Source organism: Brevibacillus fortis (genome assembly GCF_003013395.1).
GTDB lineage: Bacteria > Bacillota > Bacilli > Brevibacillales > Brevibacillaceae > Brevibacillus > Brevibacillus fortis.
Genome location: NZ_PXZM01000001.1, coordinates 107,287 through 120,311, shown reverse-complemented (window position 1 = coordinate 120,311; position 13,025 = coordinate 107,287). Strand labels below are relative to the sequence as shown.

Sequence of the window (13,025 nt, the reverse complement as noted above, 5' to 3'; positions counted from 1 at the left end):
CAGACCTTGGGACTGGCAGAGTTTTTGGCAAAGGTGCGGATCAAGTTGGATATATCTTTTGTACGTCGGACGTCCTGAATAACAGAACGTTCTACGAAATTGCAAGGAAGCATATTTGCAGGGTGAGTTGTTAAGAAACGCTTTAAAGAAAACTTTAACTGAAAAATATAAATAGCATAGAAGGCGGTAATTTATGAACTTGCTAACTAAAGAAACGGTGGATGAATTATTGGCAGCAATGGACGCTTATAAAGTAATTACGCAAGAACTCATTGACAAATTAATATTGGAAACGAACCAGCCTGAAAAATCAGAGATAATAAAAGGAAGTTACTACTTAATTTCAAATGCGGAATTACTAAACGATGAAGAACATTTAACCGGTAATTGGTACTTTGATGTTCATGGAGAGCATTGCATGTTTGAAAACTTAGATACTGGACAAAAACTGGAGGTTTCCCTCGGGAATACAGACGATATTGGAAATGTGGATCCCTACTTTTTTTATGACTTCTTGAAAACAACTGAGAATTTTAAACACTTAATTCAATATTTTGAAAATCCATTTGGTGATATGTTGAATTTTTTTGAAGTATTAGAAAAGCGAAAAATACTTATACATATTCACGGTGTTGAATACAGAAAGATTCTTCAGAATGAATAATAATTTTAGTTCGTGAATAAGAGGCCTGAAATGATGTATCAGTCATCAATAAAAGATTTATTGTAAGTGGATATGTTAGTGTATGTATAGGTATTTTCTTAATGACTGTTGCACTTTTTGGTGGTATTAAAGGTTTGTGATAACGCTTTAAGCTAATGGATACGCTAGCTCAATAAACCAGGCCAGTCTAACACTTTATTTTTGTGTTATGACTGGCCTTTTTGTATGGAAGGATTGAATAGTCTAATACTTTATTTTCTCTGAACAGCAACAACAGGGATGAAACATTTTTACGATTTGAAGTTGTCCATGCTGGAAGAATGACCAGGCTGCAATTTGGCATCCGGGTTAAAGTAGGAAACCGCGTTGTTTACAGCGGTAGGGGCCTCACCAAAACCGACAGCGATCAGCTTGACCTTACCAGGGTAGGTTGCGATATCGCCTGCTGCGAAAATGCCTGGAATGTTTGATTCCATGCGGGTATCGACCACGATGGAACCTTTTTCGAGGTCCAGCCCCCAGTTCTTGATCGGACCGAGAGAGGAGATGAAGCCGAAGTTGACAATGACTGCATCGACTTCAAGATTAATTTCTTCTTTTGTTGTGCAATGAGCCAACGTGAGTTTTTCGATGCGCTCCTCGCCGTGCAAAGCTGTAATTTCGTAAGGTGTCGTGACGTTTACTTTGGAGGACATGAGCATTTCTACGCTGTGTTCATGTGCGCGGAACTTGTCTCTGCGATGGATGAGGTGTACTTCTTTTGCGATAGGTTCTAGCATGAGGGACCAGTCCAGAGCGGAATCACCGCCGCCAATGACAGCTACACGCTGTCCCTTGAAGGAGTTCAGATCGGTAACAAAATAGTGCAGATTGGATTTTTCATATTTGACGGCATCTGGATGTTCCAGCCTGCGAGGTTCGAACGCTCCTACCCCAGCAGTGATGATAACGGATTTGGAGTAGTGAGTGCCTTTGTCCGTTGTGATTTCAAACACCTCGTCTACTTTTTTTACGACATTTTCCACTTTCTCTTCCAGGCAAACGGTTTGCTGAAAGCGGGAAATCTGATCTTTCAGATTATTGATCAAATCTTGTGCTAAAACCTTTGGAAATCCGGCTACATCATATATGTACTTCTCCGGATAAAGAGCGGATAATTGCCCACCTAGCTGGGGCATGCTCTCAATGATTTTTACACTGGCCTGCCTCATCCCGCCGTAAAAAGCGGTAAATAACCCGGCAGGGCCGCCACCGATGATCGTAATGTCGTAGATTTGCTCGTCCTTTTGCAAAAAATTCAATCAAAAGCACCTCCGAATTAATCGTAAGCGAACTCCTCAACCATTATAACCCATACAAGTGGAAAAACAGGAGAGAAAATTCGAAAGATGATAGGCAAAAAAACCTTGCAAATCCTATCCGTAGCCGATAAGATGAGGATGACTGTAAAGAAATTGTCACATTTTTCTTTGTCTGACTTTGTGCATTTTTTCACAGAGTGGTTCCGATGGTAGAACAGGGCAATCATCCCGATACTATACGGTCACTTGATTGGGGCATCTTAATACGTACCAGACCACGTGAAAAATCGCACAATCTTCCTTAAGTTACCATGAACAATGACATTATATATGAATGGAAGGGATACTGATGGGTACACCCAAAATCCTGATTCTTGGCGCTGGATACGGTGGTTTGCTCACAACGTTGCAGCTACAGAAAAAGCTCAACTACAATGAGGCAGAAATCACCTTGGTCAACAAGCACAACTATCACTACATCACGACTTGGCTGCATGAGCCGGCTGCAGGCACAGCACCAGCGGATCACGCCCGCGTTAGTCTGGATGGCATTTTGAACAAGGACAAAGTCAACTTTGTCAAAGGAACGGTGCAAGCCATTCAGCCAGAAGAGCAGACCGTCACGCTTGAAAATGGCGAAGTGCTGTCGTATGACTATCTCGTCATCGGATTGGGCAGCGAGCCAGAAACGTTTGGAATTGAAGGACTCAAGGAGCATGCGTTTAGCATTCGCAGCATCAATGCAGTCCGCAATATTCGCGAGCATATTGAATACATGTTCTCCAAATATAAAAATGAGCCGGATCGTACGGACTACCTCACGTTTATCGTAGGGGGAGCTGGCTTTACAGGCATTGAGTTTTGCGGAGAGCTCGGCGATCGACTGCCAGAGCTGTGCCGAGAATTTGATGTCGATCCAAAACTGGTGAAAGTCTACTGCATCGAGGCAGCACCAACTGCATTGCCTGGCTTTGATCCAGAGCTGATCCAATACGCCATGGATGTATTGGAGAGAAAAGGCATCGAGTTCAAAATTGGAACCCCGATCAAGCAGTGCACCCCGGATGGCGTGCTGTTGGCTACCGGAGAAGAAATCAAATCGAAGACGGTTATCTGGGCAGCAGGTGTCCGCGGCAACAGCATCGTGGAAAAAGCGGGCTTCGAGGTTATGCGCGGTCGTGTCAAAGTAGATGAATACTTGCGTGCGCCTGGTCATGAGAATGTTTTTGTCGTAGGGGATTGTGCCTTGATCTTCAACGAAGAAGGACGTCCTTATCCGCCAACTGCGCAAATCGCAGTACAGGAAGGCGAGACGCTGGGTGAGAATCTGGCTGCCTTGGTCCGTGGCGATCTGCCTCAAAAATTCATCCCGCATCTGCAAGGGACACTGGCTTCTCTTGGAAAAGGTGAGGGAATCGGGCAAGTTGGTTCGAAAAAGCTGTTCGGCAGCACAGCAGCCATGATGAAAAAAGCGAGCGACCTGCGCTACTTGTACAAAATTGGCGGCGTCGGTCTCGCCATGAAGAAAGTAAAGCTGTAAAACGATGCGTCACGCGAGCATTCAAGTCCGGGGGCTCATGGTCCGCGAAGAGATGGATCGGTACAACGCCTTGATGGAAGTGGGCCTTTACCTGGAAGAACAGGGGCGACACGATTTGGCATGGCATGTACAGCGTGAAGTAGATATTCTCATCCTACCTGCCATCGACCGGCTAAAGGAAAAGGGCCGCGAGAGGGATCGGGAAAATCTGCGATACATGATCGATAATGGGCTCCTAGATGACGAGGATGATTGATAAGTACCCCCGGCGAAGAAGAGCCGGGGGTTTCGTTTAGCCAAGACATGGAAGGAGCGAGCAGGATGCGCGAGGGGAAGGTTTGGCTTGGCGCCTGCGGGATCGTCATTCGCGGGCAAGAAGCATTGGTTGTCAAAAAAACGTACAGTGGTCTAAAAGGACAATGGTCGTTTCCTGCGGGATTCGTGCAGGAAGGTGAGACTGTAGATGAAGCTGCCGTGCGTGAGGTACTGGAAGAAACGGGTGTCGAGGCAGTTGTGCGACAGGTAGCGGGAATCCGTTCAGGTGTCATTCGGGAGTCCATTAGCGACAATATGGTCGTTTTTTGGATGGATTACATAGGGGGAGAACCGCGCCCGCAGGAAGGTGAGATCGCGGAGGCGAGATTTATGCCGATACAGGAGCTACTACATGACCCGCTTTCTTCGACTTATTTGAAAATCATCTTGCCGGACTATATCAAACGGGAGCAAGGAATGACAGGTCAATCGTTTGCTATCGATCCCGTTTTTCAATACACTTCCTATAAAATCTTTAAGTAATACTGCGAATAAGCTAGATAAACCGCAATGTTTTCGCTTACATTGCGGTTTTTTATGGATTTTTCGCAATGAAGTGCATTGTGAACCAAGGGAAGATTCTGATATAGTTAGATACATCAAAATAATCTGAAAATACATGCAATTAATTCTCGCGCATGTATGCCGAAAGGGGAGCTCAACATGAGACAAAAACAAGAACAGTGCCCGTACTGCCATGGCCAAGGGTATTTCCAACTGCTCCTGGGGGGCTCGGAGAATTGCCCTAACTGTGATGGAGCTGGTACACAGGAAGCTCAGAAGGAAGCTGTTTCTTTTCATCAATAATGACAGGGAAATCTCGTATAGAAATCCGTCGAAGCGAATGCATCGGCGGTTTTTTCTGTCTCGCATGCAACACATAAGATAGGCTTCTCTTATTGACCGACCCCTCGCCTTTTTGCTACACTTAATACCGAAAATAGCCCGTCTTTCCTGTATTTGCCGAATAAGTGGCAATAGGTGGAGAAGGTGGCAGGAGGTCTTTTTCGTCGATGAATTTGATGCAATTTATGGTATCCATTGTTCTGTTCTCCGTGCTAGGGTTTGGCATTGGGTTTATTTTAAACATGATTTTGAAAACGACATGGTTTCCAGTTGTGATCGGCGTTGGCGTAGTGGTAGGGGCGCTTGTCTATCAACAAATCGTTCCAGGAATTTGGGATTCGCTCATTCTGGGCTGCGGCATGGCAGGTACAGTGGCGAGCGGCTGGACCATTCAAACGCTTCGGAAAAAAGGATATCGGATGTTTTAACAAAAAGTGCAAGCAGGCCTTTGTTTTGGGCCTGTTTTTCTTTTTCAATTTGATTGGAAATGCGTGCAACTTACTGAATATTTCAGTAATCAACCAAAATTTGTGTATACTTTCCTCCTCGTCGGGACATGACTAGAAGCGAGAGGAGGTTTACCAAGAAATGAATAGGAAACAGTTTGTAAGTATCGTCGCGCTGTTCATCCTGGTCTTGACGGCCTTCGCAAGCGATGGATACAGCTATAATGTTGTGGGAGATCACGGTGTCTCATCCACCTTTGGAATCAAGGAAACGAAAGAGGGGCAGCGTGTCGTCAAAAAACGGACGGTATCTGCCAGTTCTCTTACTCAAGTGATTGATAAAGCGGATGCATTTCACGATCAATATCCAAAAGTACGTGTAGTAGCAACAGGCTACTATGCTGGATACGAGTCGACGGGCAAAAATCCATCTCACCCGTCCTATGGCATTACATATTCAGGTGTAAAAGTACGTAGAGACGACTATTCCACGATTGCAGCTGATTTGCGTGTTTTCCCGCTGGGGACCATTTTGTACATCCCCGGTTATGGATATGGCGTCGTAGCTGACAAGGGTGGGGCGATTCGCGGCCATAAGATCGACCTGTATTTCGAGACCAAGCAAGACGTATTCTCGCAATGGGGGAAAAAATCGGTGGACGTGTATATCGTAAAAAAAGGCGAAGGTAAAGTAACGGAAGCTTTTCTCAATAACTTGAATGAAAAAGGAATCGCAGCGATGGCGGAACCCGTCAGCGGGCAACAACAAACTGAATAGCAACTAACCAAACAAATACAAATGATGCCACAGCGGTGGCATGAAAGAAACAAAGAAAAAACGTTCAAGGCACAGGCTTTGAACGTTTTTTGTGTCATTATGTATGAATCAAATCAACCAGCTTCTCCAGACCTTCCAAAATGCGAGGAGAAGGGCGGCAATAGAGGCCTTCTTCCAACAAGTGGACCTGATTGTTTCGAATCGCGTTCATGTTCATCCACTCTGGACGAGTTGTGATCATGTCAGGCTTGATTCGCTTCAGTTCAACTCCGCACCAGACGACGCAAATATGATCCGGATTGCGTTCCATGACCATTTCCCGGGTAGCCTTGACGTTTGCGACAGGATAATCTGCAAAAATATTGGTGGCACCCGCAATTTCACTTACATCGGTCAACCAGTTTTCCTGACCAGGTGTGTAGATGGGATTCGGCCACCATTCCCAGTATAGCTTCGGGCGTTGAGCGTACTTCGCGGCTTTTTGTCGGATGCTTTCAATGGTTTGGTCAAATTGGACCGCAAGCTGCTCGGCTTGCCTCTGTGTTCCTGTCGCCTCACCGACAAGTCGGATATCGTGAGCGATTTCTCCGATCCGGGAAGGGTTCAGGACGATATGAGGAATGTCTCTATCGCGCAGAGCTTCTATATTTTTCTCCATGCCAGGAACAGAGAGCGATGCTACGACCAGATCCGGTTGGAGGGCAACGACCAGGTCCATATCGATGGTCAAATCGGGTCCAACCCGGGGGAGATGCTGCCACTCCGGTGGCCAGTCAGAGTGATCATCCAAACCGACGACATGCTCATGCAGGCCTAAATAATACAGGATTTCGGTATTGCTGGGACAGATGGAAACAATGCGCATGTGAGCCCTCCTTTAAAAAAACGGATGGAGCAATAACGCAATCATGACGCCTAACCAGCCGCCGATCAATACCTCGATGGGTTGATGACCGAGCAGTTCTTTCAGTTTTTTTGCTTTTTCCTGGCTAGGGCGTACTTTTAACGACTTCATTCCTTCTAACAGGTGGTTGAATTCATCGACCAGCTTATTTAAGACAACGGCTTGCATACCGGCATGGCGGCGGACACCTGCGGCATCAAACATCACGATCACACCGAGAATAGCGGAAATAGCGAACATGTTACTGCCGAAGCCCTCACGCAGTCCCACGGCTGTGGATAGTGCCGTCACGGCAGAGGAGTGGGAGCTGGGCATACCGCCTGTACTCATGAGCAGTGACCATTGCCACGTTTTTGTTGCAAAAAAATGGAGGGGAATTTTAATAAATTGGGCGATCCCTATGGCTAGCAGTGCAGCCCATAAGGGGAAGTTTTCAAAAAAATCCGCCACGGAAAATCCATTCCTTTCTACTGTGCGCTTATCTCTAGGATTATTGTAACAGAAGGGCGTTGTCTTAATCCGTGAAGTTTTTGTTTGGATGTAAAGTCACTGCCAATCTGTGTTACCATGAAGACGGAAGGTTCGAAACGGAGGCATGCATCCATGGGGTATCCCGAGCAGTATTTACAGTTCATTGAAAAATTCAATGATGGCGAATACTACGAATGCCACGATCTGTTGGAAGACATCTGGATGGAAGATAAGTCAGACAAGTTTTTGCAAGGACTCTTGCAATTGTCAGTCGGACTGTATCACCAAGAATACGGCAATATAAAAGGTGCTCGCTGGATGTTAGGCAATGCACGAAAGTATTTGACCCGTTACCAACCCGTTCATTGGGGGCTGGACGTAACAAGAGTTCTTCGTTACATAGATGAATGCGAGAAATTATTGCCGGAAAAGGATGTCATTTCTTACACAGAGGCAAAAGCCATGACGTTTCCATCCTTGCGCTTATATGTCGACACATCTTTTTAAACAAATGTGCCCATATTGTATCCTACCACAGAGAAAGAGGGAAGAGTATATGAAAGTAGCAGTAGAAAACCGCTTACAGCTCGTGAATATTGCGTGTGATGAACTGATTGTCCCGCTATGGAAGGGTGAGGAGATTTCGCAAGTATACCCGGAATTGGACGAAGCTTTTGGAGGCAGTCTGAGTGGCTTGCAGCAGGACCAGGAAGTTACGGGTGAAGCAAAGGAAGTTACGGTTGTCCACGGAATGAACAGCGTAGCAGCGAAAAAACTGATGATCGTCGGTATGGGCGATCCAGGCAAATTTGATTTCGTCGCAGCCCGAAATGCATGGGGACGTGCAGCCAAAACGGTTGTGGGAAAAGGCAACGGCAAAACAGTGGTCATTGATTTGCCAACAACAGAGCATCTGAGTGCTGACCGTCTGGCGCAGGCAGTGACGGAAGCCTTTGGACTTGCTGAATACAACTATGAAGGCTACCGCCAAAAGGCAAAGCGTGAGTCAGACCCAGTTGCGACAGTGCAGATTTTATCAGCAGATGGCGATGCCTCATTGGTACAGGCAGGTGTTGCGCGTGGTACGGCGCTCGTATCCGGGACGAATCTGGCGCGCACGCTCGTCAATGAACCAGCTAACTACTTGACTCCATGCGCTTTGAAGGATTCGATGGTAGCGGTAGCCGAGCGCTATGGCATGACTGTGGAAGTAATAGAAAAAGCGAAGCTGGAAGAGCTGGGGATGGGCGGAGTGCTCTCTGTAGCGAAAGGCAGCGAGCTTGAGCCTTACGTCGTGGCTGTCAAATATCAAGGAAGAGACACGTGGGACGATGTCATCGGTTTGATCGGGAAAGGCGTGACGTTTGATACAGGTGGTATCTCCATCAAGCCGGTAGCAGGCATGGAAGACATGAAGTCGGACATGGGTGGAGCGGCTACGATGATCGGCGCATTGGAGGCATTGGGGCAGATTAAACCAAAAGTAAACGTACTGGCTGTCGTCGGTACTGTGGAAAACATGCCATCCGGAACGGCTTTCCGTCCAGGCGATGTTATCACGACCATGAGCGGCAAAACGGTGGAGATTATTACAACAGACGCAGAAGGTCGCCTCGTACTGGCTGATTGCATCACCTATGCAAAAGAGCAAGGCGTGTCTTGCCTGGTGGATGCCGCTACTTTGACGGGTGGTATCGTGGTCGCGCTCGGTCATTTCTGCTCTGGTGCCATGACTAATGACAATGCACTGTTGGATGAGCTGATGAATGCAGCAGACGTGGCGGGTGAGCGCTTGTGGCAGCTCCCTACCTTCGATGAATACCGCAGCCTGAACAAGAGCCGTTTTGCCGATTTGAAAAACTCTGGCGGACGTTATGGACACGGCATCATCGGCGGTGTTTTCCTGCAAGAATTCGTTGGCGACACACCGTGGGTACATCTGGACATTGCGGGTACGGCATACACAGCAAGTGCTGGCGACATGCAACCAGCTGGCGGTACTGGAGCGATGACGCGCACGATTGTTGAGTTTGTCTCCAGTCGCAGTGAATAAGAGGTAGTTCAACATACCATTTCCAAAATAAAAAGGAGTGTTTTCACATGGCTCAAAATCCGAGCAACGAAGCACGTCGCCAACTGCTGGAGGATGCAAAAACAATTGCGGTAGTGGGTCTGTCCAACAAGCAGGACCGCACCAGCTATATGGTATCGCAGGCTATGCAACATGCAGGCTACACGATCATCCCTGTCAATCCTGTTATTGCCGGAGAAACGGTTTTGGGTGAAAAAGTGCTTGCCAGCCTGTCTGAGATCGATCAGCAAGTCGACATCGTCAATGTATTCCGCCGCAGCGAAGACATGATGCCTGTTGCAGAGGAAGCATTGAAAATGCAGAATAAGCCAAAAGTGTTCTGGATGCAACAAGGCATTGCCAACGAAGAAGCTGCTAAATTGGTTGCAGATCAAGGCATCGAGGTTGTGCAGGACATGTGCATCAAGGTAGATCACGCTCTTTTGCGGGTTGGAAAATAATCGAGGACACTGATCAGCGAGGGGAGTGGAAACAAATGTTTATCAATCCATCATCAGACACCAAACGCGACCGTATTCCCCCTAATCAGAAGCAGACGACAGGCTTTCCTGTCCTGCACTACGGGGAGGTTCCTGAATATACAGACCTGTCCACAGAGTGGAACTTTCGCCTTTTCGGTCTTGTCGAAGAAGCAGTGACGCTGACTTACGAACAAATGATGGCTCTGCCAAAAGGCGGCACGACCAACGATATTCACTGCGTGACAGGCTGGAGCAAGCTGGACAATGAATGGGAAGGCATTCCGGTGGAGGAAGTTCTGAAGCTGGTAAAGGTGAAGCCGGAAGCGAAGTACGTCATGCTGCACGCTGAGCACGGATGGACTGTGAACATTCCGCTAGTCGACTTTATGAAAAACGGTAATTTGTTCGCTACGAAACACAACGGCGAAGACTTGACCCCTGAGCACGGCTGGCCGCTCCGCTTTGTCCTTCCGCACCTCTACTTCTGGAAAAGCGCCAAGTGGGTGCGTGGGATTGAGTTTATGGAGAAAGACAAGCAAGGGTTTTGGGAGAAGAACGGATATAATATGTATGGCGATCCTTGGAAAGAGCAAAGGTTTGCTTGGGATTGATTAGTAAGGAAGGGGCGGATAATTTCCGCCTCTTCCTTCGTTTTAAGTGACTTAGTTTTGCAAGGTACTCGTTGTTTTGGTTCACCAACGGCTTCACCATACGAGTCTGGGTATGCAAGTACAATGATACAACCTGACTAATGTCGGGATAACCTGTACGAAACGATTCTGTATGGAAAAATTATTAAAGCAATCGCCCTTGATTCTGATATCCTTAATTAGGATTAGCATAAAATGTCATATGGCCCAATGATGGGCACCATTTCTATGTGGGCGGAGCGGCTACCCAAAAATCGAGGGATCGTTTTTTGTACTATGTTCTCGTAACCACCCGTGATTGACAACAAGAACGTATCTATAATGTGGAACATTTAAAAGCTGAATGTTAAGTGCGGCTTAACAATTTGCACGACGCCAAGCAAAAGGCGAACGGGCATGTATAGTTGTTACTGAGGATCACAGTAGTAAAGAACCCGCTAGGCTTAGTGTCTTGGAGGGTTGTTCTTGTGTTTACAGTGAGAACACAGGCACGTCGTTAAAAATGAAATTGTATTTTTTTGTTTGACAAGAAAAAAATGTAAATTATTATATAATTATGGAAGTTCGGAGGAGGTAAGAGAATAGACGATTTTACACTTTGTTAATTCCATTAACTGTATGCAACAATTATAAAAAGGAGCATAAAAATGAATAAAAAAAGAGTATTTAGTTTAGTCTTACTAGGAGCTTTTTCTTTAACCAATGTAGCATATGCGGAATTGACGAGGGGTGATGCATTTTTTGATGCTACTCCAACAGCAAGTTATGTCAAGGACATTGATACCTATATCACTGCTTCAGTTTCAGATGAGAATCTACTAGGTGGTGTTACCGAAGCTATAGAAGACTATGAAGGTATTTCTGGAGCTAATATTAGCTACGATACATCCAATGCGTCTTCTTCTAATTACGATTTAAGGGTTACTGCAGGTCAATATGGATTGGATTATGCGGGAGAGACTCGCGTATATTATTTAGACGACAATGATAACTACGAAAGACATTACGGGACTGAATCTTGGGATAGAGTGAAAATAATTCTAAATCGTGAATATATGGATTACTATAACTACAGTTCTGCAAACCGCAGAAAAACTACAATTCATGAATTTGGTCATGGACTTGGTTTAGTCCATCAAGCGTCTAATTCTATAATGCAGCAAGGAAAGTTGAGCCTTACTGATCCTACGACATTAGACGAAAATAATTTATCCTGGAAGTATTAGGAGAAAGCAGGTGGAGTTATGAAAAAATTGATCGCTGTTTCTGTTGCTACAATTGCTTTGTTGATAGGAGGAGCATTTTCTTATAAAGAATTAAACACTACTGAAAAAGATTATCGAGTTGCTATGAATCAGGCCGATTTTATTTTGTTTGAAAATATTGAAGAGGTTGAAAAGTACTCGGGCTATATAGTGCAAGCTGAATTTACTGGAAAGAGATCATTAAAAGAATGGAATCTTGGCGAAGGTGATGTAAAAACTGCTTCAGAGTCAGAAGTAAAAATACAGAAGGTTCACAAGGGAAGTCTTGAAGAAGGAGATAGAATCTCTGTATATGAGCCTGCATATTTCGAAGGTAATGTTTTTGATACAGTTGAAGGCTATAATCTCATGAATGAAGAAGGTACCTACGTATTATTCTTGAGAGATACAGGTGATAAAGAAGGATATGCAATTATTGGAATGTATCAAGGTAAGTATGATATCAGTGCAGGTATGCAGAATACAAAGGCTAAAAAAGCACAACCAACTGATACGTACCGTAGTTTAGAGGAAAGTGAATATTTTGGTGAAAATGTTGAGCAGTTTAATAAATTGAAGAAAGAAGTTCTAGAGAAGTATAATTAGCCATTAGTTAAATTGTTGCCTCCGAACTATTCGGGGGCTTTCTTGTAACAGAAGGTTAATTCTCACAAAAAAAATAAGCGTAAGGACGGTTGTTACTATGTGGATAAGCGTACAGCCGATTTCATAAAGATCATCAACTACAGCTATGCTGACGTTTATATCGTAGGTAGGCGTAGGCATAAGGGAGCCTTCGGATGGCTGGCGCATGTGAACGTACGACCTTTCAGGTGTTATCGTTATCGAGCGGGGAGTGTCGCCAATCCATAAGCAGACATATGGAGTGGCAAAGTAGTTTAATTACCGGAGAGGAACAGGGGTATGTGTAAATTCAGCCTCAGATAAAAGCCCAAGTCAAATTTCGAAACGGGACAATGAGCGGTATGCTGCAATCATGAGTGTTTGCCGACTTTATTCTTTCAGCATAAACCAGCGTCTTAAAAAGTGCGAGGCACCTCCTGTTATATAGGAGATGCCTCGGCGTGTTATTTGGTATATTCCATCACTTCAAAGGATTGAATCTTACTAAATGCTACATAATCTTTTCGAGCGGTGAATGGACCCATATTGAAGTCTTTTTCAAACATGTAGGTTTCCTTGCCGTTACCATCAGCGCGATTGTTATACCAGTTAATAAAGTCTTCAATCTCTGCAGCAGATAGCTCAAACTCTTTCTCAAGGCCACTAATCATTTTAATAACAAGCAATGC

Annotated in this window: 17 protein-coding genes; 13 read left to right on the top strand and 4 right to left on the bottom strand. The window is 45.4% G+C overall.

Annotation, left to right across the window (positions count from 1 at the left end; translation table 11 throughout):
- Window positions 1-193 precede the first annotated feature (193 nt).
- The gene (locus C7R93_RS00645) at window positions 194-664 is read left to right on the top strand and encodes a DUF6896 domain-containing protein (RefSeq protein ID WP_106837004.1); all 471 of its coding nucleotides are present in this window, start codon (window positions 194-196) and stop codon (window positions 662-664) included.
- Window positions 665-954: 290 nt separating this feature from the next.
- On the opposite strand, the gene C7R93_RS00640 is transcribed toward C7R93_RS00645, so the two are convergent.
- Window positions 955-1,965: an NAD(P)/FAD-dependent oxidoreductase gene (locus tag C7R93_RS00640; RefSeq protein ID WP_106837003.1), complete on the bottom strand. Its 1,011-nt coding sequence runs from the start codon at window positions 1,963-1,965 to the stop codon at window positions 955-957.
- Window positions 1,966-2,314: 349 nt separating this feature from the next.
- On the opposite strand from C7R93_RS00640, the gene C7R93_RS00635 reads away from it, so the two are divergent.
- The 6 genes from C7R93_RS00635 (at window position 2,315) to C7R93_RS00615 (ending at window position 5,890) form a co-directional block, all read left to right on the top strand.
- Window positions 2,315-3,505: an NAD(P)/FAD-dependent oxidoreductase gene (locus C7R93_RS00635; protein WP_106837002.1), complete on the top strand. Its 1,191-nt coding sequence runs from the start codon at window positions 2,315-2,317 to the stop codon at window positions 3,503-3,505.
- Window positions 3,506-3,509: 4 nt separating this feature from the next.
- Entirely contained in the window at window positions 3,510-3,761 is a 252-nt protein-coding gene (locus C7R93_RS00630; protein ID WP_106837001.1) for a hypothetical protein, read from the top strand.
- Window positions 3,762-3,826: 65 nt separating this feature from the next.
- A complete protein-coding gene (locus tag C7R93_RS00625) occupies window positions 3,827-4,303 on the top strand; it encodes an NUDIX domain-containing protein (protein WP_106837000.1) in 477 nt (158 codons plus the stop codon).
- Window positions 4,304-4,483: 180 nt separating this feature from the next.
- A complete protein-coding gene (locus tag C7R93_RS29995; protein ID WP_238144523.1) occupies window positions 4,484-4,627 on the top strand; it encodes a YuiA family protein in 144 nt (47 codons plus the stop codon).
- Between the two features lie 206 nt (window positions 4,628-4,833).
- Entirely contained in the window at window positions 4,834-5,094 is a 261-nt protein-coding gene (locus C7R93_RS00620; RefSeq protein WP_017251331.1) for a YuiB family protein, read from the top strand.
- Window positions 5,095-5,254: 160 nt separating this feature from the next.
- Entirely contained in the window at window positions 5,255-5,890 is a 636-nt protein-coding gene (locus tag C7R93_RS00615) for a 3D domain-containing protein (RefSeq protein WP_106836999.1), read from the top strand.
- Window positions 5,891-5,987: 97 nt separating this feature from the next.
- Here C7R93_RS00615 and C7R93_RS00610 read toward each other — a convergent pair whose 3' ends face one another.
- A complete protein-coding gene (locus C7R93_RS00610; protein WP_106836998.1) occupies window positions 5,988-6,755 on the bottom strand; it encodes a cobalamin-binding protein in 768 nt (255 codons plus the stop codon).
- A gap of 12 nt (window positions 6,756-6,767) precedes the next feature.
- Window positions 6,768-7,244: a divergent PAP2 family protein gene (locus tag C7R93_RS00605; protein WP_015892987.1), complete on the bottom strand. Its 477-nt coding sequence runs from the start codon at window positions 7,242-7,244 to the stop codon at window positions 6,768-6,770.
- Between the two features lie 153 nt (window positions 7,245-7,397).
- Here C7R93_RS00605 and C7R93_RS00600 point away from each other — a divergent pair, with 153 nt between their 5' ends.
- The 6 genes from C7R93_RS00600 (at window position 7,398) to C7R93_RS00575 (ending at window position 12,318) form a co-directional block, all read left to right on the top strand.
- Window positions 7,398-7,772, top strand: coding sequence for a DUF309 domain-containing protein (locus C7R93_RS00600; RefSeq protein WP_106836997.1), 375 nt, complete (start codon window positions 7,398-7,400; stop codon window positions 7,770-7,772).
- Between the two features lie 49 nt (window positions 7,773-7,821).
- A complete protein-coding gene (locus tag C7R93_RS00595; RefSeq protein ID WP_106836996.1) occupies window positions 7,822-9,318 on the top strand; it encodes a leucyl aminopeptidase in 1,497 nt (498 codons plus the stop codon).
- A 47-nt stretch (window positions 9,319-9,365) separates the two neighbouring features.
- The gene (locus C7R93_RS00590) at window positions 9,366-9,797 is read left to right on the top strand and encodes a CoA-binding protein (protein WP_106836995.1); all 432 of its coding nucleotides are present in this window, start codon (window positions 9,366-9,368) and stop codon (window positions 9,795-9,797) included.
- A 35-nt stretch (window positions 9,798-9,832) separates the two neighbouring features.
- Window positions 9,833-10,429, top strand: a complete 597-nt coding sequence (locus tag C7R93_RS00585; protein ID WP_106836994.1) for a sulfite oxidase-like oxidoreductase — start codon at window positions 9,833-9,835, stop codon at window positions 10,427-10,429.
- Window positions 10,430-11,115: 686 nt separating this feature from the next.
- Entirely contained in the window at window positions 11,116-11,694 is a 579-nt protein-coding gene (locus C7R93_RS00580; protein ID WP_106836993.1) for a zinc metalloprotease, read from the top strand.
- Window positions 11,695-11,712: 18 nt separating this feature from the next.
- Window positions 11,713-12,318, top strand: a complete 606-nt coding sequence (locus tag C7R93_RS00575; protein WP_106836992.1) for a hypothetical protein — start codon at window positions 11,713-11,715, stop codon at window positions 12,316-12,318.
- 482 nt (window positions 12,319-12,800) lie between these two features.
- On the opposite strand, the gene C7R93_RS00565 is transcribed toward C7R93_RS00575, so the two are convergent.
- Window positions 12,801-13,022, bottom strand: a complete 222-nt coding sequence (locus C7R93_RS00565; RefSeq protein ID WP_244191408.1) for a hypothetical protein — start codon at window positions 13,020-13,022, stop codon at window positions 12,801-12,803.
- Window positions 13,023-13,025: the final 3 nt, after the last annotated feature.